Source organism: Bradyrhizobium tropiciagri, from assembly GCF_001189845.1.
GTDB classification, from domain to species: domain Bacteria; phylum Pseudomonadota; class Alphaproteobacteria; order Rhizobiales; family Xanthobacteraceae; genus Bradyrhizobium; species Bradyrhizobium tropiciagri.
In genome coordinates, this window is sequence record NZ_LFLZ01000013.1 from 37,412 (window position 1) to 64,169 (window position 26,758).

At 62.5% G+C, this 26,758-nt stretch carries 22 protein-coding genes; 11 read left to right on the forward strand and 11 right to left on the reverse strand.

Features of this window, described 5'->3' with window-relative positions:
* Nucleotides 1–81: 81 nt before the first annotated feature.
* The gene (locus tag AKN84_RS13400; RefSeq protein WP_050421170.1) at nt 82–1,164 is read right to left on the reverse strand and encodes a trypsin-like peptidase domain-containing protein; all 1,083 of its coding nucleotides are present in this window, start codon (nt 1,162–1,164) and stop codon (nt 82–84) included.
* Nucleotides 1,165–1,387: 223 nt separating this feature from the next.
* Here AKN84_RS13400 and groES point away from each other — a divergent pair, with 223 nt between their 5' ends.
* The 6 genes from groES (at nt 1,388) to AKN84_RS13435 (ending at nt 6,738) form a co-directional block, all read left to right on the forward strand.
* Nucleotides 1,388–1,702 carry a co-chaperone GroES gene (gene groES / locus AKN84_RS13405; protein WP_050421171.1) on the forward strand — a complete coding sequence of 105 codons (315 nt, stop codon included), beginning with the start codon at nt 1,388–1,390 and terminating at the stop codon, nt 1,700–1,702.
* A gap of 44 nt (nt 1,703–1,746) precedes the next feature.
* Entirely contained in the window at nt 1,747–3,372 is a 1,626-nt protein-coding gene (gene groL / locus AKN84_RS13410) for a chaperonin GroEL (RefSeq protein WP_050421172.1), read from the forward strand.
* Nucleotides 3,373–4,432: 1,060 nt separating this feature from the next.
* Nucleotides 4,433–4,882, forward strand: coding sequence for an Hsp20 family protein (locus tag AKN84_RS13415; protein WP_050421173.1), 450 nt, complete (start codon nt 4,433–4,435; stop codon nt 4,880–4,882).
* A gap of 91 nt (nt 4,883–4,973) precedes the next feature.
* Nucleotides 4,974–5,492, forward strand: a complete 519-nt coding sequence (locus AKN84_RS13420) for a hypothetical protein (RefSeq protein ID WP_193399651.1) — start codon at nt 4,974–4,976, stop codon at nt 5,490–5,492.
* Nucleotides 5,493–6,004: 512 nt separating this feature from the next.
* Nucleotides 6,005–6,220, forward strand: a complete 216-nt coding sequence (locus tag AKN84_RS50670; RefSeq protein WP_128970744.1) for a Lar family restriction alleviation protein — start codon at nt 6,005–6,007, stop codon at nt 6,218–6,220.
* A gap of 146 nt (nt 6,221–6,366) precedes the next feature.
* Nucleotides 6,367–6,738, forward strand: coding sequence for a TetR-type transcription factor C-terminal domain-containing protein (locus AKN84_RS13435; protein ID WP_050421176.1), 372 nt, complete (start codon nt 6,367–6,369; stop codon nt 6,736–6,738).
* Between the two features lie 73 nt (nt 6,739–6,811).
* Here the strand turns inward: AKN84_RS13435 and AKN84_RS13440 are convergent, their stop codons facing one another.
* From AKN84_RS13440 to AKN84_RS13470, 7 genes are all read right to left on the reverse strand, one after another.
* Nucleotides 6,812–8,014 carry an ABC transporter substrate-binding protein gene (locus AKN84_RS13440; protein WP_050421177.1) on the reverse strand — a complete coding sequence of 401 codons (1,203 nt, stop codon included), beginning with the start codon at nt 8,012–8,014 and terminating at the stop codon, nt 6,812–6,814.
* A 99-nt stretch (nt 8,015–8,113) separates the two neighbouring features.
* Nucleotides 8,114–8,884, reverse strand: coding sequence for an enoyl-CoA hydratase/isomerase family protein (locus AKN84_RS13445; RefSeq protein ID WP_244485073.1), 771 nt, complete (start codon nt 8,882–8,884; stop codon nt 8,114–8,116).
* Nucleotides 8,885–8,912: 28 nt separating this feature from the next.
* A complete protein-coding gene (locus tag AKN84_RS13450; RefSeq protein WP_050421179.1) occupies nt 8,913–10,913 on the reverse strand; it encodes an acetyl/propionyl/methylcrotonyl-CoA carboxylase subunit alpha in 2,001 nt (666 codons plus the stop codon).
* Nucleotides 10,914–10,930: 17 nt separating this feature from the next.
* A complete protein-coding gene (locus AKN84_RS13455) occupies nt 10,931–12,538 on the reverse strand; it encodes a carboxyl transferase domain-containing protein (RefSeq protein WP_050421180.1) in 1,608 nt (535 codons plus the stop codon).
* 167 nt (nt 12,539–12,705) lie between these two features.
* A complete protein-coding gene (locus tag AKN84_RS13460) occupies nt 12,706–13,119 on the reverse strand; it encodes a Zn-ribbon domain-containing OB-fold protein (protein WP_050421272.1) in 414 nt (137 codons plus the stop codon).
* A gap of 2 nt (nt 13,120–13,121) precedes the next feature.
* A complete protein-coding gene (locus tag AKN84_RS13465; RefSeq protein ID WP_050421181.1) occupies nt 13,122–14,303 on the reverse strand; it encodes a thiolase C-terminal domain-containing protein in 1,182 nt (393 codons plus the stop codon).
* Nucleotides 14,300–15,841, reverse strand: a complete 1,542-nt coding sequence (locus AKN84_RS13470) for a class I adenylate-forming enzyme family protein (RefSeq protein ID WP_050421182.1) — start codon at nt 15,839–15,841, stop codon at nt 14,300–14,302. Before AKN84_RS13470 ends, AKN84_RS13465 begins: the two co-directional genes overlap by 4 nt.
* Before the next feature lie 132 nt (nt 15,842–15,973).
* Between AKN84_RS13470 and AKN84_RS13475 the strand changes: the two genes are divergently transcribed.
* The gene (locus AKN84_RS13475; RefSeq protein ID WP_050421183.1) at nt 15,974–16,783 is read left to right on the forward strand and encodes an enoyl-CoA hydratase/isomerase family protein; all 810 of its coding nucleotides are present in this window, start codon (nt 15,974–15,976) and stop codon (nt 16,781–16,783) included.
* Nucleotides 16,784–16,855: 72 nt separating this feature from the next.
* On the opposite strand, the gene AKN84_RS13480 is transcribed toward AKN84_RS13475, so the two are convergent.
* Nucleotides 16,856–18,802, reverse strand: a complete 1,947-nt coding sequence (locus AKN84_RS13480; protein WP_050421184.1) for an AMP-binding protein — start codon at nt 18,800–18,802, stop codon at nt 16,856–16,858.
* Between the two features lie 68 nt (nt 18,803–18,870).
* On the opposite strand from AKN84_RS13480, the gene AKN84_RS13485 reads away from it, so the two are divergent.
* Nucleotides 18,871–19,683, forward strand: coding sequence for an enoyl-CoA hydratase/isomerase family protein (locus tag AKN84_RS13485; RefSeq protein WP_050421185.1), 813 nt, complete (start codon nt 18,871–18,873; stop codon nt 19,681–19,683).
* Nucleotides 19,684–19,689: 6 nt separating this feature from the next.
* Here the strand turns inward: AKN84_RS13485 and AKN84_RS13490 are convergent, their stop codons facing one another.
* Nucleotides 19,690–20,472, reverse strand: coding sequence for a TetR/AcrR family transcriptional regulator (locus tag AKN84_RS13490; RefSeq protein ID WP_128970747.1), 783 nt, complete (start codon nt 20,470–20,472; stop codon nt 19,690–19,692).
* Nucleotides 20,473–20,952: 480 nt separating this feature from the next.
* On the opposite strand from AKN84_RS13490, the gene AKN84_RS13495 reads away from it, so the two are divergent.
* The 3 genes from AKN84_RS13495 to AKN84_RS13505 all read left to right on the forward strand — a co-directional run bounded on the left by AKN84_RS13495 (nt 20,953) and on the right by AKN84_RS13505 (nt 23,667).
* Nucleotides 20,953–21,714, forward strand: coding sequence for an IclR family transcriptional regulator (locus AKN84_RS13495; RefSeq protein ID WP_050421186.1), 762 nt, complete (start codon nt 20,953–20,955; stop codon nt 21,712–21,714).
* Nucleotides 21,715–21,802: 88 nt separating this feature from the next.
* Nucleotides 21,803–22,747, forward strand: coding sequence for an amidohydrolase family protein (locus AKN84_RS13500; RefSeq protein ID WP_347337330.1), 945 nt, complete (start codon nt 21,803–21,805; stop codon nt 22,745–22,747).
* Nucleotides 22,744–23,667, forward strand: coding sequence for an SMP-30/gluconolactonase/LRE family protein (locus AKN84_RS13505; protein ID WP_050421188.1), 924 nt, complete (start codon nt 22,744–22,746; stop codon nt 23,665–23,667). The genes AKN84_RS13500 and AKN84_RS13505 overlap by 4 nt, the downstream gene beginning before the upstream one ends.
* Nucleotide 23,668: 1 nt before the next feature.
* Here AKN84_RS13505 and ydiJ read toward each other — a convergent pair whose 3' ends face one another.
* The gene (gene ydiJ, locus AKN84_RS13510) at nt 23,669–26,701 is read right to left on the reverse strand and encodes a D-2-hydroxyglutarate dehydrogenase YdiJ (protein ID WP_050421189.1); all 3,033 of its coding nucleotides are present in this window, start codon (nt 26,699–26,701) and stop codon (nt 23,669–23,671) included.
* Nucleotides 26,702–26,758: the final 57 nt, after the last annotated feature.

Here is a 26,758-nt window from a genome sequence, read left to right on the forward strand (position 1 = left end):
GACTGCGTTGAGGTTGCCTTGCCAGTCGATCAGGGCCGACCTGAAGTTCGCCGCCGGCATTACATGCGATTTTGGGTGCTCTCACCTGGATTTTTTCTCCGCCAGCGGAAGAACCTCAATCGTCACGCTTTCGCGCGCGTGGTCGTGCTCGACGAGCAGATGCACCTGTTGGCCGACTGGCGTAAGCCCAATCAGGTTACGCATCTGCGTCGCGCTCCGGATCGGGAGGTCGTTGGCCTTCACGATGATATCGCCTTTGTGCAGGCCCGCACGCTCGGCTGGAGAGCCAGGGCTGACCTCTTTGATCCTCGCCCCCTCAAGGTGACCGGCGGCTGGGGCATCGAGATCCTCAAGCGCTACACCGATTCGGCCCCGCTCAACGCGGCCCGTCGCAATCAGCTGAACCATCGCCTTCTTCGCCATGTTGATGGGCACGGCGAAGCCAATCCCGATGTTGCCTCCGCCCGGCGATATGATCGCGGTATTGATACCGATCAATTCGCCTTTCAAATTGATCAAGCCTCCGCCCGAGTTACCAGGATTGATAGCCGCATCAGTCTGAATGAAATCCTCATAGCCTTGCTTGACGAGGCCCGTTCGCCCCAGCGCGCTCACAAGTCCTGACGTGACGGTCTGGCCAAGACCGAAGGGATTGCCGACGGCAATGACAAAGTCGCCGACCTCAAGCGCATCGCTGTCGCCGAGCTTGATCGCCTTAAGACCACTCGGATCCTTGATCTGCAGGAGCGCTACATCTGTGGGAGCGTCGCGCCCTACCAGCTTCGCGGCGAACTTCCGTCCGTCCTTTGTCTTGATCTGCACCACCGCAGCTTGCGCCACCACGTGGTTTGCAGTGAGAACGTAACCCTTCTGCGCGTCAACGATCACGCCGGAGCCAGCCGCGTTGATCTCCTTCTCGAGTTGCTTCGGAACGTCGAAGAACTCACGAAAGAACGGATCATGGTAGAGCGGATTGTCCTCGCGGATTTTGCCTTGCACCGAGATGTTGACCACCGCTGGAGTGACTTCTTTCACAAGAGGCGCCAGGCTTGGCACTCGACCGGTGCCGAGGTCGGGGATTTGGGCGAAGGCAGTCCCGAGCGTGAACAGGCAAACGAGCAAGACGAGCAGCCGGGCATAGCCAAAGAACCGCGGCGACGACATTGATTTCTCCTTATCTCACAATAAGTTACGAGGATATCGGTGCGCTTAACTAGGTAGCTACGGCCGGCCCTTCAAGTCTCTCTGGCAGTCATCGGTTCAGAGTGCCAAAATTTTTTGTTCCGAGACTTGAAACCGACTTCCTCTTTCCTAGGTGATTTTTTCGCCGGGGGCTGGTTATCGGCGCCGGTCAAATGACATCGCTAGACTGTTAAGGAGGATGTGCATGCATTTCCGTCCGTTGCACGACCGCGTGCTCGTGCGCCGCATCGATGCCGAGGAGAAGACCGCCGGCGGCATCATTATTCCCGACACCGCAAAGGAGAAGCCGCAAGAAGGCGAGATCATCGCCGCCGGCCCCGGCGCGCGGAATGAGCAAGGCCAACTGGTCCCGCTCGATGTGAAGACAGGGGATCGGGTTTTGTTCGGCAAATGGTCGGGCACCGAGGTGAAGATCGATGGCGAGGATCTCCTGATCATGAAGGAGAGCGATCTTCTGGGTATCGTCGAACACAGCGGCAAGTTGAAGAAGGCGGCCTGAGGCCGTCGAAGACTGACAGTCATGAAAGAAAGGAGATCTAGAGAATGGCTGCCAAGGACGTGAAATTTTCGACCGAGGCCCGCGAGCGCATGCTGCGGGGAGTGGACACACTGGCAAATGCGGTGAAGGTCACGCTCGGTCCCAAAGGGCGCAACGTCGTGATCGAAAAATCGTTCGGCGCGCCGCGCATCACCAAGGACGGCGTCACAGTCGCCAAGGAGATCGAACTGGAAGACAAGTTCGAGAACATGGGCGCCCAGATGGTGCGCGAGGTGGCGTCGAAGACCAACGACCTGGCTGGCGATGGTACGACCACGGCCACGGTGTTGGCGCAGGCCATCGTCAAGGAAGGCACAAAATCGGTCGCGGCCGGCATGAATCCGATGGATCTCAAGCGCGGTATCGATCTTGCGGTCGAGGCGATCGTCGGCGACCTGAAGGCGCACGCCAAGAAGGTCACCTCCAATGACGAAATCGCGCAGGTCGGGACAATCTCGGCGAACGGCGACACCGAAATCGGCCGTTTCCTGGCTGACGCCATGCAGAAAGTCGGCAACGAAGGCGTCATCACGGTCGAGGAAGCCAAGAGCCTCAACACTGAGCTTGAGGTCGTCGAAGGCATGCAGTTCGACCGCGGCTATGTCTCGCCGTACTTCGTGACCAACGCCGAAAAGATGCGCGTCGAGCTCGAAGACCCCTACATTCTGATCCACGAGAAGAAGCTGTCCGGATTGCAAACGATGCTTCCGTTGCTGGAGGCGGTGGTCCAAACCGGCAAGCCGCTTCTGATCGTTGCCGAGGACGTCGAAGGCGAAGCCTTGGCAACGCTTGTCGTCAACAGGCTGCGCGGAGGACTGAAGGTCGCTGCCGTGAAGGCACCGGGCTTTGGCGACCGGCGCAAGGCCATGCTCGAAGACATCGCCATTCTCACGGGTGGCACGGCGATTGCGGAAGACCTCGGCATCAAACTCGAAAATGTAACCTTGAATATGCTCGGCCGCGCCAAGAAGGTGGTGATCGATAAGGAGAACACCACGATCGTCAACGGGGCCGGTGCCAAGAAGGACATCGAAGCCCGCGTCGCCCAGATCAAGGCCCAGATCGAAGAGACGACTTCGGATTACGATCGCGAGAAGCTGCAGGAGCGGCTGGCGAAGCTCGCTGGCGGCGTTGCGGTGATCCGGGTCGGCGGTGCCACGGAAGTGGAGGTCAAGGAGAAGAAGGACCGCGTTGACGATGCACTCCACGCCACGCGCGCAGCGGTCGAGGAAGGCATCCTTCCCGGCGGCGGTGTCGCGCTGCTGCGGGGACTTAAGGCGCTCGATAGTGTCAAGACCACCAATGCCGACCAGAAGGCGGGCGTCGACATCGTGCGTCGCGCCATCCAGGTGCCGGCGCGGCAGATCGTCCAGAACGCGGGCGAGGACGGCTCGTTGGTGGTCGGCAAGCTGCTTGAGAACGCCAGCTACAACTGGGGCTTCAACGCTGCAACCGGCGAATACCAGGACCTTGTGAAGGCTGGTGTGATTGATCCCGCCAAGGTCGTTCGCACTGCGTTGCAGGATGCCGCCTCGGTGGCGTCCCTGTTGATCACCACGGAAGCGCTGGTGGCCGACAAGCCGAAGAAGGCGGAGGCTCTCACGCCGGCCGCGCCGCCGATGGACTTCTGACAAGACTGCGCCCGGCGGCCGGCTCGCGGCCGGGCGCGCTCTTTTCAGCACTCTGAGGAGACGAATAACGCAAGGAGAAAATAGGGTTTCACGATGAGCACACAGATCGAAGCTCTGATACGCAAAGGCGGGGCTGCTCTGAACTGCTCATGCTGGCCTCAAGCCTCGCAACCATCGCATTGATAACCTTTCGAACGATAGGAGGATGAGATGATCTCGCATCAAACCATTGGCTCCCCTCGTGCGGAGAAGCACAAAAAGGGCCGCTCGGGCGCTGTCATTCGCAATTTGATGACAGCCCTGCTGGCTTCGGCTTTGACATTACCCTCGCTGGCCGCTTGGGGAACGGAGGATTCGCCGATGCGAGCAGTGACGAGAACAGGTGGGACGCTGCCGTTACCGCCACTCCGGTATCTAGACTCGATGCCCTGGATGAAATGGAACGCTTCGGCGCCGACGTTGAAGATTGATACACTGATGTCTCCAACTGTCACGCCCTGGGGTATCCGGGAAACTCCTCAGGATCGGACAAAGGCGCCACCAGCCTTCAGTTGACCGTCGTGTGGCTTGCGCAGTGCGGGCGGCGAGCGCCCGTACTGTGCTGAGACGTCTTTGCTTTGCTCATGTTGGAATTGCAAACCGCGACAAGGTGGCCGTCCCCGACTGGCTAGCCCGTTCCGGCTGCGGACGATCACGTTCGTAGCTTTCTGATCGAAAGCGAGCAGCGGGTCGTTTTGCATTGCAAAAAATTACTCTGCGCCCCGAACTTATCCAGCGAAGAACAGCGCCGGCTGATGCGGCTGCTTGAGGATGCCGAAGCCAAGCTGCGGGATCTCGCTCCATGAGCCGCACCCCAAAATTGACCGCGGGAAAATTCAGCCAAAATTTTTTGAGCGTGCTCTTGAAATCACGTCGGGCTCTTCTAATTCGATTTTTGCCGCCTGCCGGCGGCGCTGGGCGCCAGCTTTGGGTCCGGCGGACTGACCGGGCGCCGGACAGGTGTCTTGCACTGGTGTCTTGCGCTCCTTCGTACCCATCTTGCTCTTAGGAGGACCTGGCTATGAGGACTTACGATTTCGCTCCCCTGTGGCGCTCGACCGTCGGCTTCGACCGTCTTTTCGATCTCCTCGACGAAACCCAGCACCGGACAGAGGACAACTATCCGCCCTATAACATCGAGCGGCTTGGCGAAGATCGATATCAGATCTCGCTGGCGTTGGCTGGTTTCAACCCGGATGAGATTGCGGTGACAGCCGAGCAGAACGTGCTGACGGTGGAGGGCCGCAAGAGTGACAAGGACCAGCACGAATATCTCTACCAAGGTATCTCGGCTCGGCCATTCAAGCGGCAGTTCAATCTTGCAGACTACATCCAGGTGAAGAATGCGGCGTTCGACAACGGCCTGCTTCGGATCGAACTCGTCCGCGAAATCCCCGAGGCCATGAAGCCTCGTCGCATCGCAATCGACGGTGCGACTTCTAGCGCGCAGATCACGAAGAAGGCGGCCTAAGCCTCGAAGGCGGCGACGTCATTGCCGCCGCCTTTGTCCCGAGACTCACATCAACCCGTCTCTCGACGAAAGGAGCAAAAGGAGACAAGAGATGAGCCAGGTCGATCGCACCATCAAGAACGTTGTGCCCTTCTTTCACCCTGTATCGCACTACAACGCACCCCGAGACGTGTTGAACGATGCCAAACTCTCGACTGATGAGAAGCGAGTGATTCTCTCGTCGTGGGCGTCGGATATGTATGTTGTCGAATCCCATCCGGCTTTGCGTGAAATCCCGGGTATTCCGCACAGGTTGCGTCTAGATGATATTTTGGCGGCGCTGAAGCAGTTGGACGGCGAGGATGACCCGCCGCCACGCGGAGGATTGGCGATGCGACTGCCTCGTTTCAGCAGGCTCGATTGCATTGCTCTCGACCAGCCGCAGCGTTCGATCGGCAGGCAAGGGACGACGAGACGGCATGCGTCGATGCAAGCCTCACCTGCGCAGAGTCATTCGCGATGGACTCGCGAAGCAAATGTGAGGCGATATCGCAAACTCCTCAACACGCGACTGACCGACATCGAACGCAACTTTATAGAACGGCGGCTCGCTGAAGAATTGCGCGGTTGAGCATCCCGAGCTCAGCTCGTTGAATTACTTTGGCGTCCGCGACAAGGAGCGAAAGGACTGCCCTCGTAGGGAGTGCCTACGGAGAAGCGTAGAACCGAAAAGCAAGAAAGAAGGACGGATGAGTGCAGCTTCATTGGCTCAGGTTAAGATCGGTACCGAAGCTCTCGCTCTCTGCATCGCAGGAGTTCTGTGCGAACGGGATCCGTCACTACTGGCTGCCTTCCGAGAGAGAGTAGAAATACTTTATCGCGTCCTCGATGATCGTGGAGACCGCCAAGCGGCGGCAATGGTTAGCGCGTTTGGGAGAGCGCTGGTTGATCCGGCATTCAAACGTCCGTCGAACTAGAACATGGCCTCCCATTGCTGTCATGTGGTCCTTTGAGATGAACCGCATCCGCAGTGTGTATTGCAGCTTCCTGTGCTGATGTCGGCCCAATGACAAGCCAATTATAGCCGGCGCCCAACACGCCGCCCGCATTCTCTCTGGTGCGCAAACTAGACCAGGCTAGCGAATGGCAAGAACAGTTGGAGATAAGCCCCCGTCCGAGTCAACGCCCACTATCCTGCTTTCTGGGTCGCTACGGCCGTGCCCTTTCTGCGCCTCATCGGACCTTTGGATCAGCAGTGACCTCGAGACGAAGTTCGTTGCCTGCAAGAAGTGCGCGGCGTTCGGCCCCACCGCGCCGACGGTCACCTTGGCCACGGAGCGCTGGAATAAGCGATCCTGATGACGATCGCGCATGGCGACGGGCGCTAACGATGCGAGCTATGAAGTGCTGGACAAAAGATACGTACCACGCGGGTGCGATGCCACACAAGTTCAAGGATATGGTCATAGTGCTGTCCGGCGGCGCGGATCGATCTCGAGACGCAGGTGTTCAGGAAATATCGCTTTCGCGATCGCCTCGAAGCGCTGATCAGGCGGCATCTCGAGGTCTTCGTCTCCGACACTGATCTCTGCCGCCTGTTTATCGCGGAAGTGCGGGGCCCGAGCGACTACGAAGGCTCGGCGATCCGGGAGATGAACCGGCGCTATACCTCGGTGTTGATCCGGATCGTCAAGGACGCCGTCAAGACCGGGGAGGTGAGGCCGGACGTCAATCCAAAGCTGCTGCGCGACGTGCTGTTCGGCGCGATCGAGCATCTGGCCTGGCGATACGTCGACGGTCGCGGGCAGCTCAGGGTGGCCCAGACCGCGCGTGAGCTGGCCGCGATGCTCGCCATCGGCATCTGCGTGGACGGGTAACGAGGAGCGGGCGTGCGAAACGCGCCGACTGCATCGGCACGTCGCATTCGCTGAGGTACCTGAGCCGATCAGCTTACTTCTTCAGGAGCTGGCATTTCGACTCGGAGACCGGCCGATAGGCATCCTCGCCTTTGACGGTCTTGACGATGTCGAGGTAGTCCCACGGTTCTTTTGACTCGGACGGCTTCTTCACCCTTGCGAGATACATGTCGCGGACGACCCGGCCGTCCTCGCGTAGCTTGCCACCGTGCACGAAGGTGTCCTCGATCGGCAGCTCGCGCATTTTCGCCATCACCTTTGCCGGATCGTCCGTACCGGCTGCCTGGATCGCCTTGAGATAGTGCAGCACCGAGCCATAGACGCCGGTGTGGATCATCGTCGGCATCACCTTGGTTCTGGCGAAGAACTTCTTCGACCATGCGCGGGTCTTTTCATCCATATTCCAGTAGGAGGCAGTCGTCATGTAGGTGCCTCGTGCGGATTGCAGGCCGATGGCGTGCACGTCGGTATCGAACATCAAGAGGCCGACGAGTTTCTGGCCACCCTGCACGAGGCCGAATTCGCCGGATTGCTTGATCGCGTTGTCGGTATCCTGGCCGGCGTTGGCGAATGCCACCACATCCGCTTTGGAGTTCTGCGCCTGCAAAACGAACGAGGAGAAATCGGCCGTGTTGGTCGGATGCCGCACACTGCCGAGCACCTTGCCGTCCAGCTCCTTGATGAAGCGCACGGCGTCCTTCTCCAGTTGCTGGCCGAACGCGTAGTCGGCCGTCACAAAGAACCAGGATTTGCCGCCTTCATTGATGACCGCCGAGGCCGTCACCTTGGAAAGGGCATAGGTATCGTAGGCGAAGTGAACGGTGTTGGGGCTGCACAGTTCGTCTGTCAGCGAGCTTGCACCTGGCCCCGAGAGCAGCGCGATCTTGTTGCGTTCCTTGACCATGTTGTGGATGGCGATCGCGATCCCCGAGTTCGGAATGTCGGCGATGGCATCGACCTTGCCATTGTCGAACCAGTCCCGCGCGATTTGCAGGCCGACGTCGGTCTTCATCTGGTGATCGGCACTGACGATCTCGATCGGTTTGCCCAGCACGGTCGGGCCGAACTCCTCGACGGCCATTTTGGCCGCCTCGACCGATCCCGGACCGCTATTGTCGCGTCCCCAGCTCGAAAGGTCGGTCAGCACGCCAATTCGGACGACATCGTCTGAGATCTGCGCTGAGGCTGTCGACGCTGTCGCCACGACGATGGCCAAGGCCAGGAAATGCTGTTTCACGAGTTCTCCCTCATTTTCTTCTGTTGAATTTTGGTGTCGTGCGCCCCGCAGGCGTGCGATCTGCGAAACGATGATGGTTGCGATGACGGCGAAGGTGAACTACCGCTCGCCGAACTGCGGTTCCCGCTTCTCGCGAAATGCGCTGATGCCTTCGCGGGCGTCGGCATGCGTCAGCAGGAACGGAAAGCCATCGATCGCATGGCGCATCTCGTCGCCGCCGAGGCCGCGGTTGTAGAACGACTTTGCCATCCGCACCGCAAGGCGCGGTTGCGCGGCAATGCGTTCAGCGAACGCCAGCGCGTCGGAAAGAAGCCTGTCGTCGGGGACGACGCGTGAAACGATGCCGAGCTGGCATGCCTCGGCGGCGCTGAGGGGGTCGCCGAGCATGCTCATCTCCTTGGCTTTCGCGCGCCCGACGATGTCCTTCAGGCGGACGATGGCGAAGCCGGGTAGCAGTCCCAGCTTGATCTCGGGGACGGCGAAGCGGGCGCTTTCGGCGGCGAAGATGAAGTCGGACGCGATCGCAAGCTCGAAGCCGCCGCCATAGGCAATACCGTTGACGGCCGATATCACCGGCTTCAGCGCCCGTTCCGGGGCCGACAACACGTCCATGGCGCCGATGAAGAAGGCGCGGGCCTTGTCTGGATCGAAATCGAAGTTGCCGATATCTGCGCCAGCGCAGAAGGCTTTGCCGCCGGCGCCGGTGATGATGCTGACGCGCACCTGATCGTCGTTGTCGGCGCGCTTCAGGCCTTCGAGGATGCCTGCGCGAATGCCGGTCGTCAGTGCGTTCAGCTTGTTCGGCTCGTCAAGGGTCAAGATCGCGATGTTGTCCCGGACCTCATAGTTCACGCTTTCCAATCGTAACATGTGCTTTCCTGGTATCTCGAGAGGCGGGCTATTGCAGGGCGAGGTCCGGCTCGATTACGGCCACGACGGCATTTCGCTCGACCGTGTCGCCGGGCTTGAAATAGACTGCGGTCACGACGCCATCGACTTCGCTGGCGATGCGCAGTTCCATCTTCATGGACTCCATGATGACGGCGGCATCGCCGGCCTTGACGCGGGTGCCGACCGCAACATTGACCTTGAGCACCACGCCGGTCATCGGAGCACGTAGCTCGCCGCTGATGTCGGGACTTGTGCTGATGTACCGCAGATAGGGAATCGCGGTCATGGTATGGGCGGCGCGCGCGTCGTGGACGAAGATCGCCTGATCCTTCTGGAAGATACGCACGGTCTCGCGACGCGCGTTCACCTCAGTGGCGAAGTTCCCGTCAGGGAGCTGCGAAAGCTTCACCGAAATCCTGGCATCGTTGACGCCGATCAGCATCGTGCCGTCCGCCTGCAACGGCGCAAAGCGGATTTCCGCGCTGGCGCCGGCGCTCTCGAGGTGCAGGAGGGGGATCGGCGACATGCCGTCGTCTCCCTGCTCCATCTGCCAGCCGGTCAGCCCGCTGGATTGCCATGGGTTGTCGGAGCTGACAGCGCGCTGGCGCATCATCCAGAAATAGGCCCCAAGCGCCAACGCGTCGGCGGCGAGGCCATCGGCGCGCGGCGTGAGCGCGTCGATCTGCTCGTCGATGAGGCGGGTATGGAATGTCGCGGCCCGGGTCGCGGGTAGGGCGATCAGGCGCTGGAGGAACTCCCTGTTGGTGATGACGCCGAAGATCGACGTCTCGTCGAGCGCGTTGTGAAGCTGATCGAGTGCCTGGTCGCGGGAAGACGCGTGAGCGATCAGCTTGGCCAGCATCGAGTCGTAGTAGGGCGTCACGGTCGAACCGCTCTCGATGCCGGTCTCGACGCGGATGCCATCGGACGGAAACCTGACATAGGCGACCTCGCCGGTCGACGGCATGAAGCCGTCGTTCGGATCCTCGGCGCAGATGCGCGCCTCGACCGCATGGCCCCGGCACGTCACATTGTTCTGCGCAACCGGCAGGCCTTCGCGTGCGGCGATGCGCAGCATGGTCTCGACGATGTCCATGCCGGTGACCAGTTCGGTCACGGGATGCTCGACTTGAAGCCGCGGATTGACCTCCAGGAAGTAATAGTCGGTGCCGCTGACAATGAACTCGACCGTGCCGACACCACGATATCGGAGCCTGCGGCCGAGCCGGACGGCGTCGTCGAGGATACGCTGGCGAAGATGGGGCGGCAGGTTGGCGGCGGGCGCTTCCTCGATCAGCTTCTGGTGGCGGCGTTGCAGCGTGCATTCGCGTTCGAACAGGTGAATCACGTTGCCGTCGCCGTCTCCCGCGATCTGCACTTCGAGGTGCCGGCCTTGCTGGATCAATTTCTCGACGATCAATCCCGCGTCGCCGAATGCATTCTTCGCCTCGCGCATCGCGGACTCGATTTCGTCGCGGAGCCCGTCGAGGGTCGCGATCGCCCGCATGCCCTTGCCACCGCCGCCGGCCGCAGCCTTCAGCATGACGGGCAGTTCGAGCCGGCGAACGCTGCGTTCGATTTCGACGGGATCCTGGCTCGGAACCTCGCTGCCGGGCACCGTGGGGACGCCGGCCGCGACGGCCTCGCGTTTCGCCGATGCCTTGTCGCCGAGCCGTTCGATGGTTTCGGGCGCAGGTCCAATGAACACCAGCCCTGCGGCTTCGACCGCGCGGGCGAAGGCCGCGTTCTCGGCCAGGAAGCCGAAGCCGGGATGAATGGCCTCGGCGCCGGTGGACTTTGCTGCAGCTATCACCGCATCGATCCGCAGGTAGCTTTCCGAGGCCGGCGCGCCACCGATCTCGATCGACTCGCCGATGGTCCTGACATGCAACGCGTCTGCATCGGCGATGGAATGCACGCCGGCCACCGCGACGCCGAGACGGCGGCAGGTGCGGGCGATACGGCAGGCGATTTCGCCGCGATTGGCGATGAGGATCTTCTTGAACATGGCGGGTCTCCTGCCGATTACATCCGCAACACGCCGAAATCGGTGTGCTGATGCGGGATCCGACCGGCCAGATCGAGCAGCAGCGCCATCACGCCGCGGGTTTCGAGCGGATCGATCACCATGTCGCACCAGGTGTTGCGGGCGAAATTGTAGGCGTTGGCGAAGTCTTCGAAGGTTCGCCGGGTCGGCGCCATGTAGGCCTCGCGCTCTCCCTCCGCCCACGTCGTGCCTTCGCGCTTGTGGACCTCGTCGCGGACCATCGCGAGCGTGGTCGCGGCCTGGTCGGGCCCCATGATCGCGGAGCGGGCATTCGGCCACATCATCATGGCGTTCGGCCGGAATGCGCGACCGCACATCGCGAGGTATCCCGCACCGTAGGCGTTGCCCATGATCAGCGTGTATTTCGGCACATTGGCGCTTGCCATCGCCGTGATCATCTTGGCGCCGTTCTTGGTGATGCCGCCTTCCTCTGCCTCGCGGCCGACCATGAAGCCGGTCACGTCGGCCATGAACAGCAGCGGAATGTCGCGCTTGCAACAGAGGTCGATGAAGTGGGTCGCCTTCAGCGCGCTTTCGGAGAACAGCACGCCGTTGTTGCAGAGGATGCCGATCTCGAAGCCCATGATCCGCGCGAAGCCGGTGATCAGGGTGTCGCCGTAGAGCGGCTTGAATTCATGGAATTCGCTGCCGTCGACGAGGCGGGCGAGGATGTCGCGATTGTTGGTGGGAACGCGGGGGTCCGAGGAGATCAGGCCGTAGATTTCGGCCGGATCGAACTGCGGTTCGCGTACCGGTGCAACCGTCCAGGCCTGCCGCGGGATTTCGCCGAGATTGGCGACGATCTCGCGGGTGATGGCGATCGCGTGTGCGTCGTTCTCGGCGAGATGATCGGTCACGCCGCTGACGCGGCTGTGCATCTCGCCGCCACCGAGTGCCTCCATGCCGACCTCCTCGCGCGTTGCCGCGTAGACCAGCTGCGGCCCGCCGAGGAACATGGCGCCCTGGTTGCGAATGATCACCGTCTCATCGCACAGAGCGGGGATGTACGCGCCGCCCGCGGTAGAGGGACCATGTACCACCGCAATCTGTGGGATGCCTTCGGCGGACATCCTGACCTGGTTATAGAAGATCGAGCCGAACTGGCCGTCGTCGGGGAAGATGTTGGGCTGGTCGGGCAGGTTGGCGCCGCCCGACTGGACCAGGGTCACGCAAGGCAGGCGGTGCTGCCAGGCGAAGCGCTGGGCGCGAACGTGCTTCTTGCAGGTGATGCCGTAATAGGTGCCACCCTTCACGGTGGGCTCGTTGGCGATGATCATGCAGGGACGATCGGAGATCATTCCGACGCCGGTGACGATGCTGCCGCCGGGGGGCACGCCGTCGTACAGACCTTCGCCGGCTAGCTGGCAGAATTCGAGGAACGGCGAGCCGGGATCGATCAATGCCGCGATCCGTTCGCGCGGCAGCAACTGGTCGCGTTCCTTGTGGAGCTTGCGCGCCCGTTCGGGCCCGCCGATCGCCGCCTCGGCCCGGCGCCGCCGCAGGTCGGCGACGCGCTCGGTGTAGGCGCCGCGGTTGCGCGCGTATTCCTCGCTCGAGGTGACGACGTCCGATTTCATGATTGCCATTGCGTCTAGTCCTGGCGGCTGCGCGGCGGGCCCATCAGGCGCCCGCCGTCGGTGTGGATCGTTGCATGGGCGGGCGGCGCGATCCTCGCAAAGCGAATGCGCCGCAAAAATCTAACAGTTGTTAGAATTGGTCGCGCGGCGATGCAAGCGGAACTCATGCGGGCCTCTCAGCTTTTCTTGAAACGCGGCAGGGTCACGTCGTCGGTGACTTCGTCGAAGACAAGCTCGACGTCCATGTCGAAGGTGATGTCCGCCGGATCGCTGCCGACAAGGGTGCTGATCATGCGCGGGCCTTCCGCGAGCTCGACGAGCAGTACGGCGTAGGGAACGTCCGACTTGAATGCCGGGCCCGGGGCGCGGTGGACCACGCTGAAGGAGTGAACCTTGCCGCGGCCGGTGGCCGGCCGGTGCTCGAGCTCATCGCCGCCGCATTCGCGGCAAGTGGCCTGCTGGTAATACTGCACGTGGCTGCAAAGGCGGCAGTGCTGCAGCAGAAGCTTGCCGTGTTGCAGGCCGCGCCAGAACGCAGCCGTGTCGGCATCTGGCGCGGGCAGGGGCTTTCGTGTGGAATCCTCTGACACCGTCACAGCGCTCCCCGTGTGCCCAGAACGGTCGTGGCGTTGGTGGCGAAACCTGCGCCAAGGCTGTGTACCAGCCCCAGGTGAGCACCCTCGATCTGCCGCTCGCCGCCTTGGCCGCGCAGCTGCGCGATCACCTCATGGAAGTGGAACAGGGAGCCAGGCATTCCCGAATGCGCAAAGGACAGCAGGCCGCCATGGGTGTTGGAGGGGATCTGGCCGCCGTAGCTCATCTGCCCGTCGGCAACGAAGGGTCCGCCTTCGCCCTTGCGGCAGAAGCCGAGGTCCTCGAGCATCATGATCACGGTCCCGGTGAAGCAATCATAGATGCCGGCGACGTCCATGTCGGCCGGCCGGTAACCCGCCATCGCATAGGCGCGGCGGCTCGATTCGACCGCACCGGTCGTGGTGAGGGACGGCATCAGGAAGATGTGCTCATGGGTGTAGCACTCGCCGCAACCGAGAATGTAGACCGGCGTTTCGATCCCAAGTTCTTGCGCATGTTCGGCCGAGGTCAGGACGAATGCCGCGCCGCCGTCCGAGATCAGCGAGCAGTCGAGCTTGCGATAAGGCGTCGTGACCATCGGCGAATTCAGCACGTCCGCGGTGGTGATCGGCGTCGTCTGCTGCGCGCCGCGGGTCCGCGCCGCGTGACGCCGGTGCACCACCGCGACCTCGGCCAGTTGTTCGGGGGTGGTGCCGAACTCCTTCATATGCCGGTGTGCGGTCATGGCGAAGGTGTTGGCGACGGGGATGCCGAACGGCATCTCGTATTGCTGATCACGGCTTTCGGTGAGCGAACGAAGGGCGAGGTCCGGGGTCAGCCCCGTCATGAGGCTGTCGGCCGCGACCAGTAGCACAGTCTTGGCGAGGCCGCCGTGAATGGCGGCCGCGCCGATGCCAAACATCGTCGCCGCCGTCGCGCCTGATACCTGCAATGTGTTGGAGAAGGTCGGGCGGATTCCGAAATATTCGCTGAAGGCGACGCTGAAGCGGTGGAACGGGGAGGCGAAAGCATGGCTCGACAGCACGCCATCCACTTCACTCTTTTCCAGCCCGGCGTCCGCGAGCGCATTCTTGGCGGCCTCGGTGGCAAGCGAGAGCGGGCTGCGGCCCGGTACCTTGCCGACCGCCGATAGTCCGATGCCGATGACGGCGACCTTCCCTCGAAGACTGATGTCGCTCATGTGGGGGCCTTCAGAAGCCGCTCGAGTTCGTGGCGCTGGACCTTGCCGCTCGTGGAGCGCGGAAATTCGCCAAACGCGATGAAACGGAATTCGCGCGGCCGTTTGTAGCCGGCAAGCTCGCGGCGGCACAGTTCGGCGAGTTCGCCCTTCGATATCGCGGCATCGTCGCGGCACGCGACAAAGGCGACCGGCGCCTCTCCCCATTTGGGGTCAGCCGCACGGACGACCGCGACCTCCGTGATCCGCTCGTCGCTCAGCAGCACGCGCTCGATCTCGGCAGGATAGATGTTCTCGCCGCCCGACTTGATCATGTATTTGGCGCGATCGACGAAATCGAGCGAGCCGTCCACATTGCGCCGGAACACGTCGCCCATGTGAAACCAGCCGCCGCGGAAATCGCGCGCGTTGGTTTCGTCGGCCTGCCAATAGCCGGAAAACAGCGTCGGGCTGCGGATGACCAATTCGCCGGGCTCGCCGGGCGCGACCTCACTGTCGGAGGTATCCACAAGCTTGATCTCGCAGAACGCGTTCTGTCGCTTTGACAGGCTGGTCGGGACCTCTCCAGGCGCGATCAGCGCCCTTGTCGCTGGCGGCAGGCCGGTCTCGGTCGAACCAAAGCTGTTGAGAAAGGGGGCATGAAGAAGCTCTGTCACTGCGGCGATCGTGTGCGGCGGCACGAGGTCAGCCATGGCCCCGCACACCCGCACGCCCTTCACCTTGGTGCGCTGGGCTTTCAAGCCCTCGACAAAGGCTTCGACCATGCCGGGGATCAGCACCAGCCAGCCAATGTCGTGCTGGGATACGGCTGACAGCAGTGGATCCAGCTGGAATCCATCGATCACAACGACCGTTCCGCCACGCAGCAAGGTGGCAAGCGCGTGATCGGTCGATGCCATGTGGAACAAAGGCGTCCATGCGACGAATGTGTCGTGCGGGGCGATTCCGAGCTCGGACGAGAATACCAGCGCGCGCATCGCCATAGCGCGGTGGGAAATCACGGCGCCCTTCGGCAGCCCGGTCGTTCCGCTCGTGTAGAGAATGACGAGTCCATCCTCTGGCTGCGCCACGGAAGTGCAGGCTCGCCCATCCTGCCCCGCAAGCTCGCTTTCATATTGCGGCCCGATCTCCAGGATCGGACAAGCCTTTGCGGCAAGCGGCAGGTTCGCGGTGAGATCGGTCTCGATCACCAGCAGCCCCGGCGACACCAGTTCGATGCAGTAGTTGAGTTCGCGCTCCGACAATCGCCAGTTAAGGCAGGCCGTGATGATTCCGAGATTGGCCGCCGCCAGCTCGATCTCGAGATATTCGGGGCGGTTCCGGGACAGCAGGCCGATACGATCGCCCCGGCGCAGACCCCGCGCGGCAAGCACCGCGGTCAAGCGACTGACCCGGTCGAGCAACTCGCCATAGCTCATACGCCGGTCGTAATGCTCGATCGCAACCCTCTTAGCATGAAGTTCGGCGCAGGCCGCAAAGAGCGTGCCGATGGTTCCGATGCCGGATCCGGCTGCTATCTGGGTATCGAATTCGGTTGCCATCGACGTTTCCTCAAGCGCTGTCTTTCGACATTCTTGTCCCGAACCGGTGCTTGCGCCGGCGGATTACAAATTCTAACATCTGTTAGAAATAATTGGTAGCGCTTCTTAGGCGCCAACAGCGGGAAGATCAACATGTCCAATCGATACGCCGCCTACACCAGGCTGAAGCTCGACTATCCGGCGGAACGGATTCTTCGGGTCACCTTCGATCGTCCCGAAACCTACAATTCCGTCGACGCCGAGACCCATACGCAGCTCACCCACATCTGGCGCGACATCGACAACGATCCCGATATCAACGCCGTGATCGTCACGGGGGCCGGAAAGGCATTCTCGGCCGGCGGCGACTTCGAACTGATCAAGGGGCTGCTCGACAATCCGGCGGCACGGATGGCGACCTGGAAAGAGGCAAAGGACCTCGTCTACAACGTCATCAACTGCAACAAGCCGATCATCTCGGCCATCAATGGCGTTGCGGTGGGAGCCGGTCTCGTGGTCGGCATCCTCGCGGACGTGTCGATTTGTGGCAAATCCGCGCGGATCGTCGACGGGCATACGCGCCTCGGCGTCGCGGCGGGCGACGTCGCCTGCATCATCTGGCCGCTGCTCTGCGGGTTGGCGAAGGCAAAGTACTATCTGCTCACATGCAAGCCGCTGTCCGGCGAGGAAGCCGAGCGGATCGGCCTGGTTTCGCTGTGTGTCGATGATGCCGAACTGCAGAAGATCGCACTGGAAACGGCGCAGGATCTCGCCACCGGCGCACAGAGCGCGATCCGTTGGACCAAATATGCGTTGAACAATTGGCTTCGCGTCAACGGGCCGCTGTTCGATACCTCGACTGCGCTCGAGATCCTGGGCTTTGCCGGCAACGAAGCGCGCGAAGGGCTGGCCTCTCACCTCGAGAAGCGCAAGCCCGCGTTTCCGAAGGATTGCCCGATCTAGGATCGACTGGTCGTCGTCAAGGCAACTGACTTGGCCGGTTGCCTTGACGCTTGGATGAATTGGGGCCGGCTGCTACGCCTTGAGCTTCCGTCGGATGTGCTCGATGGCCTCCGGGTTGGCGAGCGCCGACAGATCGCCGGGGTCCTTGTCCTCGAAGACGGCGCGGAGCACGCGGCGCATGATCTTCATGTTGCGCGTCCTTGGCAGGTCGTCGACCAGCAACACCCGCTCGGGGCGGTATGATGTGCCCATTCCGTGCACCAGCGCTTGGGACAATTCTTCGGAGAGCGCGCGGGAATCCTGCGTGGTAGCGCTCGGCACGCAGGCGCACACGATTGCGGAGCCCTTCACCGGATGGGGAACGCTGAAGACTGCAGCTTCCGCCACCTTGCCGGTCGCGGTCAGTATGCCCTCGAGCTCCGCAGGGCCGACGCGCTTGCCCGAGATCTTGATCGTGTCGTCGGAGCGGCCGAGAATGTAGTAGAGGCCGTCCTCGCCACGCATGGCAAAGTCGCCATGCACCCAGATGCCCGGGATCGTTTTCCAGTAACTCTCCAGATAGCGCTGGTCGGCCTTCCACAAGCTCTTGGTCAACCCGATCGATGCATGACGCAGGACCAGTTCGCCGACTTCGCCGTCGGGGACGCGGTTACCCGCCATGTCGACGATATCTGCGCCGACCCCGAGCGCCGGCCGGGAGAACGAACACGGATTCATCGGATGGTTCGGCGTGCCGGTGAAGATGCAGCCGCCGACTTCCGTGCCACCGGAAATATTGATGATCGGGATATTCGACTTGCAGACATGCTCGAAGAACCATCGCCACGGCGTCTCCGTCCAGGCCTCGCCGCCCGACGCCGTTATCCGCAGGCTCGAGAGGTCGTATTGCTCGACCTCCTCGCCATACCGCATCATGCCGCGCACGATGGTCGGTGAGACACCGAGATAGGTGACCTTGTGCTCGGCGATCAGGCGCCAGAAGCGCCCCGTATCGGGATAGTCGGGGGTCCCCTCGGCGACCAGCAGTCGGCCGCCGGCGAAGCTCGGAATGCAGGCGCACATCGCGCCTACCATCCATCCCATATCGCTGAAGAAGAAAAACAGGTCCGTTGGCTTGAAGTCGCCGCAGATGATCATATCCCGCGTGACCATTGAGCCGATGAAGCTGATGTGTGTCCACACACAGCCCTTCGGCTCACCGGTCGTGCCTGACGTGTAGAGAAGGATGGCGGGGTCTTCCGCGTCCATTTCGGCCGTTGGAAGCTCTGCTCCGCCCTGGGCGATCTCGTTCCACCAGTGGTCGCGTCCCGCCTGCATCGGCGTGTCGATGCCGAGCCCGCCGCGGTCGGCCACGATCACATGCTGGACGCTCGGTACGGTTTCGAGTGCCTCGTCGAGCACCGATTTCAGCGGACCCGGCGTGCCGCGACGCCAGGTGCCGTTCGCGGTGATCACGGCCTTCGCTTCACCGTGGTTGAGCCGCGACCGGATCGGGTCGGGGCCGAAGCCGGAGAACAGCGGCATCACGATCGCGCCGATCTTCAGGATCGCGAAGAAGGCCACGAAGGTTTCGGGCAGGCTCGGCATGTAGATGGCGACGACATCGCCCTTGCCGATTCCGAGCTTGCGCAGGCCGGAGGCTAGCCGCTCGACGGCGGAAGCGAACTCGGCATAGCTCAGTCGTCGCTGCTCGCGCCTGTCTTCGCCTTCCCAGACCAGAAACGTCTTGTCCCAGGCTTCAGCTCCGCGGTGCTTGTCGATGCAATTGAGGACGATGTTGGTGGTCCCGCCAACGCACCAGCGCGCCCATGGCTCGCCTCGTGCAAGATCAAGGATCTTCTCGGGCTGGCGATAGAAGCGGACGTCGCAGAACTTGAAGACTTCCTGCATGAGCCAGGCCGGATCGGCATCGGCCCTAGCCGCCAGCGCGTCGTAATCCGGCTGCCCCGTGGCGCGCAGGAACGCGCTCAGGTTGCTCTTCTCCACCAGTTCCGCGGCGGGCGTCCAGAGATAAGCCATTGGTTTTCTCCTGCTTCAAGAGCTGCGCCATCTTCTTGCATTTGGCTAGCGGCGATGTATTCTAACAAATGTTAGAATTCAAGAAAGAAGATATCGTGGCTGACAAAGAGCAGGTCCGCTATTCGGTCGAGGGCGGCATCGCGACCGTGACCATCGACCGCCCCGAACGCAAGAACGCGCTCTCGGTCGAGGCGATGAACGGCCTGACCGACGCGTGGAGCAAGGCCGAAGCCGATCCCTCCGTCCGCGTGATTATCCTGACGTCCGCAGACTGCGGCGTATTCTGTGCCGGGCTGGACCTGAAGCAGGCCGCAGAGATCCGGGCGAGGGACGGGGTCGATATCTTGACGCGGATGCGCGATCCCATGCAGCACGCGATGCGGAAGGTTTCGAAGCCGATCATTGCCGCGATGACCGGATCCCTGATGGCCGGCGGGATGATGCTTGCGCTGAAGTGCGATCTGAGGATCGCCCTGCGCGGCACGCGGGCAGGGATAACCGAAGTGAAGATGGGACGCGGGTCCCCGTGGGCGGTGCCGATGCTGTGGATGGTTCCGCAGCCACTGCTGATGGAAATGGTTCTCACCGGCGAGACGATGCCGATCGAGCGACTTGCGGAATACGGCTTCGTCAATTCGCTGGAAGACACGCCACAAGCCGTCCGCGAACGTGCAAGCGAATTGGCGCGGAAGATCGTCGAGGGGGCGCCGTTGTCCGTCAAGGCAGCCAAGGCCAGTGTGCTCGCCGCGATGGATCTCGGTCATGCACAGGGGCTTGTCGAGGCCGAGCGGCTGCATGTGGAGGCCTATGCCAGCCTCGACGCGATCGAAGGACCGAAGGCATTCGCCGAGAAACGCAAGCCGGTCTGGCAAGGCAGGTAGAAAGGGTCAGGGCTTGTTGACGCCTTCGAAGATCAGGGTCTCGGTGCGGCGAGCCAGTTCGAGGACGGCATCCCTGTTCTCCAGCCTGAACCATTCAATCGTCCAGTTCAGCGCGCCGATCACGAACATGCGCAATGGCACCACCTCCATGTCAGCCCGGATCTCGCCGGCGCGCCGCGCATTGATGAAGAGCTGATCCCAATACTCGGCATAGGCTCGCCGCAACGGCCGGTGCGGCTTCTTCAGGTGCTCCGGCAATTGCCCGTAGATGCGGATGTTGGCCGAGGTGAAATCGCTGGTCTCGAGCAGCGCGACGAGGTGGGCCTCGATCGCGAGACCGATTCTGCGCCGATGCGATACCTTACCCGCTTGTTCGACCGCGTTCTTGACGGTTTCAAAGACATGGCGAAGGCCACGGTCCAGCACCTCGTCGAGGATCTCCTCCTTGGAGTCGAAGTGGTAGTAGATGCTTCCGGCCTTGATCTTCGCCTTCGCGGCGATCTGGCGCAGCGTCGTGGCCGAAAATCCCTGACGGCGAAATAGCTGCGCCGCGGACTTCAGAATCAGGTCTCGAGACCGTTCCGACTTCAGCTGTGCGGGGGCGTCCTCCGCCTCGGTATTGCGTTTGTTCGCAACCGAAGTGGCCTTGGAGCGACGCGCCGCCGCCCCAGGACGGGACCCGTCACGAGAACGCGTGGATGACCGAATTGCCCTCATTCCTGCTTGCAGCTCATCGTCGAAATTTTGGTGTATCGGCCTGCGTTGGCAACGATTCCCGTTGCCGCTCAATGCAGATTTGGCAGATCGCCTACATATTTCAATGTTGAACAGATTCCTAGAGGGCGATTGCGAGCGGGCCTGCCGGCACGCACCTCAGCCTTCTCCATCGGCCCGTTAGCGCACTTGAGTTTGATTATCTCGCTTCTGCTTCTTTGCAGACGCTGAAGATCGTGCACTGGCTTAGACTGATCGAGGTCGGGATTCTACGCGCTTTTCGCTGGCGGAGTACTGCGGCGTACCTGATCGCATAGAAGGGCGTGGGCTGGTCTCAGCATTAGGACGCTGCTGTCGTTGTACGTACCGCCCGTTTCGGTCCGACCGGCGCTCTTCCAGCCGTGCTGAATGGAAATTGCAATCTTCTCGGGCGCAGCCGCGGCCTCTGCCGGCTGTCTCCTCAGTAAGTTTCGCCTCGACGCTCTTAACTGCGCGGACATCGCCCTTCAAACCGGTACAAGAATGACGTAGGAGAAGCAAAGATGAGGATTTGAGATGGCGAGACAGAGCGAGAAGAAGCCGCCCGCACTCAAGGGGGTATCAGCGGCCGAACGGGCGCTAGCAGTCTTGACGGCCTTTCGTCGGGGCGACAGCGCCTTGACCTTGGCTGAGTTGGCCGAGCGCACCGGGCTGGTCAAGAGCACGATCCTCCGGCTCGCCTTGTCGCTGCAGCAATACCGGCTGCTCGCGCGGCTGCCGGACGGTTCCTATCGGCTTGACGCCGAGACCTTGCGGCTCGGGACCGCCTATCAACAGGCATTCCGTCTTTCCGATCACGTCATGCCCGTGCTTGAGCACCTCGCGGCGAAAACAGGTGAGACGACGTCTTTTTACGTTCGAAACGGCGAGGAAAGGCTTTGCCTTTTCCGCGTGGAAAGTACCAACCGGATCCGCATGACAGTTCAGCCGGGCGATACCCGTCCCATGGACAAGTCGGCGATCGCCCAGACGCTGCTTCGCTACGAGTCCCGCCAGGTTGAGCCTGACGATGAGTTACCGCTGTTTACGTCGGGGGTGACCGATCCTCATGCCGCTGCTCTCGCAATGCCGGTGTTTGGTATCTCAGAGACCCTGGTCGGGGCTGTGGCCATTTCCGGCCCGATCAGCCGGCTCACTGAGGCGCGGGCCGAGCAGGTCAGGGGGCCGCTGGTCGAGGCGGCGCATAAGCTAACGCTCGCATGCGGGGGCACGCCGCCCGGCGCCGTAAGGAGCCCGCGCAAGCGGAGCGCTGCCCGCCCAGCGAACGCACCAACATAAAACGAAACGTCGTTTCATTTTTACTTGTCGCCCCGACGTAGCCGGCTTATAAACCTCTCCATAACAATCGATGGGGAGGACCAACGTCGTGGCATCAGAGCTCACGCGAAGGACTGTGCTGACTGGACTCGCTGCAGCCGCACTTCCGCCGATTGCCGCGGCGCAGGCGGAGCAGGTTCGTTGGTCGAGCGGCTCCGAGAAGCCGCGGTTCGTTGCGCCGCCGGGCGCCACGGACTGCCACTTCCATATCTATGACAAGACCTATCCGGTCATGAAGGGCGCCACGCTGCTGCCCGAAGACGCCTTGCCCGACGACTATCGGGCGCTGCAGCGTCGGATCGGCACAACACGCGGCGTGATCATCCAGCCGTCCACCTACGGAACAGACAATCGGCTGCAGATCGCGTCGCGACAAGCGTTGGGCGCCGAGAATATTCGCGTGATCGCCGTCGTGGCAGAGGACGTCTCGGATCAGGAGTTGCGCCAGCTCGACGAGCAGGGTGTCCGTGGCGTTCGATTCAATCTCGGTTTTCCCGGCGTCTTGTCGGTCGGCTCGCTCAAGCTGCTTGCCCCACGGCTGGCCGATCTCGGCTGGCACTGCCAGATCAACATGCGTCCCAAGCAGATTGAGGACAACGCGGAGCTGCTCGCGTCGCTGCCCGGGCGACTCGTGTTCGATCATCTGGCGCAGGTGCCGCAGCCCGATGGTCTGGGAAGCGCGCCCTACAAGGTCATCCGCGGCTTGCTCGATCGCGGCAGGACCTGGATCAAGCTGTCCGGCCCCTACGTGTCGAGCAAGCAGGGCGCACCTGACTTTGCCGATGCTGGCGCCATTGCCGCAGCCTACGTCAAGGCCGCGCCCGAGCGACTGGTCTGGGGCAGCGACTGGCCGCATCCTTCGGAGAAAGAGCAGAAGCCGGATGATGCGCGGCTGTTCGATCTCTTCAGCCAATGGGCGGGTGAGGCTGCCTTCAGGCGCATTCTCGTCGACAATCCGGCCGAGCTCTACGGCTTTCCGCGGGTTGTCCAATGACATTCTTCAACCCGCCGCGCCGCATCGAGACGAGCGTGTTCACGCGGCTTCCGGACCAGTTCCGCAAACCCCGTCGCACATCCTGGGCTGATGCCAACCAGGGTGGCCGCGAGATCGACTCCTTCCTCGAAGGGCCGTCCTTCGATCGTCAGGGACGGCTCTACGTCACGGATATTCCCTATGGACGCATCTTCCGTGTCAGCGCGGACGGTGCGTGGGAGCTCGTGACCGAGTATGACGGCTGGCCGAACGGGCTGAAGATTCATCGCGACGGCCGCATCTTCATCACCGACTACAAGCGCGGCATCATGCTGCTCGATCCCGCGAATGGCGCAGTGACGCCCTTCCTCGAGACGGCGGCGAGCGAAAGCTTCAAGGGCGTGAACGATCTCGTCTTCGCGCCGTCGGGGAATCTCTATTTCACCGACCAGGGCCAGACCGGGATGCATGATCCCACGGGGCGGGTCTGGAAGCTGACGCCCGATGGCCGGCTGACGTGCCTGATCAACACGATCCCGAGTCCGAACGGCATCGTCGTCGATCCGGAGGAGAGCTTTCTGCTCGTTGCAGTGACGCGCGCCAACCAGATCTGGCGTGTGCCGTTGCCGGCTAGCGGCTTGACGACCAAGGTCGGCATCTTCGCGCATTTGCATGGTGGCCCCGGTGGTCCCGACGGGCTGGCGCTGGACAGCGGCGGCAATCTGCTGGTCTGCCACACCGGCTTCGGTTCGGTGTGGCGATTGTCGCCCTTGGCCGAGCCGCTCGATCGCATCGTGTCCTGCGCCGGCGTCGGCAACACCAATCTCGCGTTTGGCGGACCGGTGCGAAAAAGCCTGTTCATCACCGAAAGCCGTACGGGAACGCTGATCCGTGCCGAACTGGAGACGCCGGGCCCGCCGATGTTCTCGCACGCTGACTAACTCAGCCTCCGCGCACGCAAGCCAACAGGGCCTGCGCCGGGTGGGGCAGGCCGCGCCCATCGACGATCTTGACCTGCGACCGACAGGAATATCCAGTAGCGAGCAGACGGCCGCCCTGCGCCCATCGCGCCACCTGTTGGCTCCAGCTCATCGCATAGATTTGCTCCGACGTAGCGCGGTGCTCAGCCTCATGGCCATAGGTCCCCGCCATTCCGCAACAGCCTGAAGGTAGCACGCGCAGTGTCGCGCCTGCCGCGGCGAATGCCGCTTGCCAATCCTTCAGGCTGGATACGGCAAGCGATCGCTCCGAGCAGTGCGGCAGCAAGAAATACTCGTCGGCGGCGCTGGGCTTTCTCGAGATCGCATCGCGGTGGCGTGCGAGCCATTCCTGAAGCAGGAGCACAGGCGGCGGACGGACCGCTTCCGCCAGCATGTTGTAATCAGAGCGATAGGTCAGCGTCATGGACGCGTCGATGCCGACCAGTTCAATGCCGGTGGCGGCCAGCTCGCGCAGCATTGCGGCATTGCGCGATGCGGTGCGATCGAAGGCGCCGAGGAAGCCGTGCACGTGCAGCGGCTTGCCGTTCGGCAGGAACGGCGCGACGAACGGCTTGAAGCCCATTTCCTGCATCAGATCGAGCACCGCCAGCACTACGTGCGTTTCGTACCAGCTCGTGAACGCGTCCTGTACCAGCACCACGCTGCGTGTGCGCTCTCCGGCTGGCAGCGCAGCCAGCGCCTCCGACGTTGCCATTGCGATTCCGCGCACCTCCAATGCCCGTGGCAATGAAACCCCGGAGAATTTCGGCGTGTGCACCAGGCCGATCGCCCGCATCGCGGCGCGACCCGCCGGGGTGTCGAGGAGTAAATTGTACAGCCATCCCACTTTGCCGAGCACCGGCAGCATTGCTTCCAGCGAGGTCACCATGTGATGGCGCACCGGCCGCAGATAGCGGCCGTAGTAGAGCTCGAGGAATTTTGCCCGGAACGTGGGGACATCGACCTTGATCGGGCACTGCCCGCTGCAGGATTTGCAGGCGAGGCAACCGTCCATCGCATCCATCACGGCGTGCGAGAAGTCGGGCGCACGGGACCACGTATTGCGCAACCGCGCGGGAAAATCCCTCCAAAGCGTCCCGTTGCGAAGGGCGGCAGCTTCGGCGACGGGGTCGACACCGCGCGCGGCCAGTTGGCGCAGCCATTCGCGCGTGAGCGAGGCGCGTCCTTTCGGCGAATGCCGGCGATCGCGCGTCGCCTTGTAGGACGGACACATCGCCTCGTCGGCGTCCCAGGTGAAGCATGCGCCATTGCCATTGCAGTGGAGGGCCTCGTCATAGGCGGCGCGCACGGAGCGGGGGATAGTCCGGTCGAGCTGGCCGCGCGTCGTGAGCCCATCGATTGCGAGCAGCTTTCCATCCTCAGGCGCGGCGATCTTGCCTGGATTGAGCTGATTGCGCGGGTCGAACGTGGCCTTGATCGATTGCAGGGTCGGGTAGAGCGGGCCAAAAAAGCGCGGTGAGAATTCGGAGCGAACGCCCTTGCCGTGCTCGCCCCACAGCAGCCCGCCATATTTCCTGGTGATCTGGACCACCTCTTCGGTGATCTCTCGGATCAGCACCTCCTGTGCCGGATCCTTCATGTCGATCGCAGGCCGCACGTGCAGCACGCCGGCATCGACGTGGCCGAACATGCCGTAAGTGAGGTTGCGGGCGTCTAGTGCAGCGCGGAACTCGGCGATGTAGTCGGCGAGGTGCTCCGGCGGGGCGGCGGTGTCCTCCACAAAGGGGATCGGCCGCTTGTCGCCCTGCATGTTGCCGAGCAGGCCGACCGATTTTTTTCGCATGTCCCAGATCGCGCCGACATCGGCTTCACCCCGCGCCACAGTAAAGCCACGGCGGCCGTGCGATGGCCTAGCGGACGTAAGCGCCCCGGTGACCTTGCGCACGGACGTCTCGACCTCGGCCTCGATGTCGCCGACGAATTCGACGAGGTTCACACCCGTAGCGCGCTGTCCGTCGTCTTCGGGAAAGTATTGCCGGACCGACTCCCAGATCACATCGCCCTGGGCGAGGCCCAGCACCTTGGAATCCACGGTCTCGATCGAGGCGGCGCCGAACCGGATCAACTCCTGCGCATCGCGCAGGGCGGCGTCGAAGCTGTCATAGCGCACGTTGACCAGCGCGCTGTGCTTCGGGATCGGCACCACATTGAGCTTGGCTTCAGCGATCAGCGCCAGTGTGCCTTCGCTGCCGCACAGGATTGAGTTGAGGTTGAAGCGCCCGCGCTCATCGCGGATATGCGCGAGGTCGTAGCCGGTCAGGCACCGGTTCAGCTTCGGGAAGTGAGCCGCGATCAGCTCCGCCTGCTCGCGCTGGATCGCATCGACCAACCGGTGAACCGCGCCGACGCGATCGCTGCGCTGCTTGATGTGCTGCAGTTCCTCGTCGTCCATCGCGCGCGAGGTCCAGACCGTGCCGTCCAGCAGCACGGTCGTCAGTTCCAGCACGTGATCACGCGTCTTGCCATAGAGGCAGGAACCCTGACCGCTGGCGTCGGTGCTGATCATGCCGCCGATCGTGGCGCGATTGGAGGTGGAGAGCTCCGGCGGAAAGAACAGGCCGTGTTCGGCGAGCGCAGCATTGAGCTGATCCTTCACCACGCCAGCCTGCACCCGCACCCAGCGCTCCCTGGGATTGATTTCGAGGATGCGGTTCATGTGGCGCGAGACGTCCACCACCAGGCCTTCGGTCAGCGATTGGCCATTGGTGCCGGTTCCGCCACCGCGCGGCGCGAACACGATATCCTCAAAGCGCTCTTCCGCTGTGACGCGCACGAGGCGCACCAGATCGTCGACGCTGCGCGGAAACGCGATGAGCTGCGGAAGCAGTTGGTAGATCGAGTTGTCGGTCGCCGAGACGATCCGATCGGCAAAATCCGGCGTCAGATCGCCCTCGAAGGCGCGCAGACGAAGCTCCGCGAGGAGCTCGGCATGCAGCGGAGCAGGGGCCGGCATCTCGGAAACGCGTGGCAGCATGGTGTCTCCCCAGGCCCGCCGAATGCCGTAACCGATGGCCGACGCTCCACTTTTCCA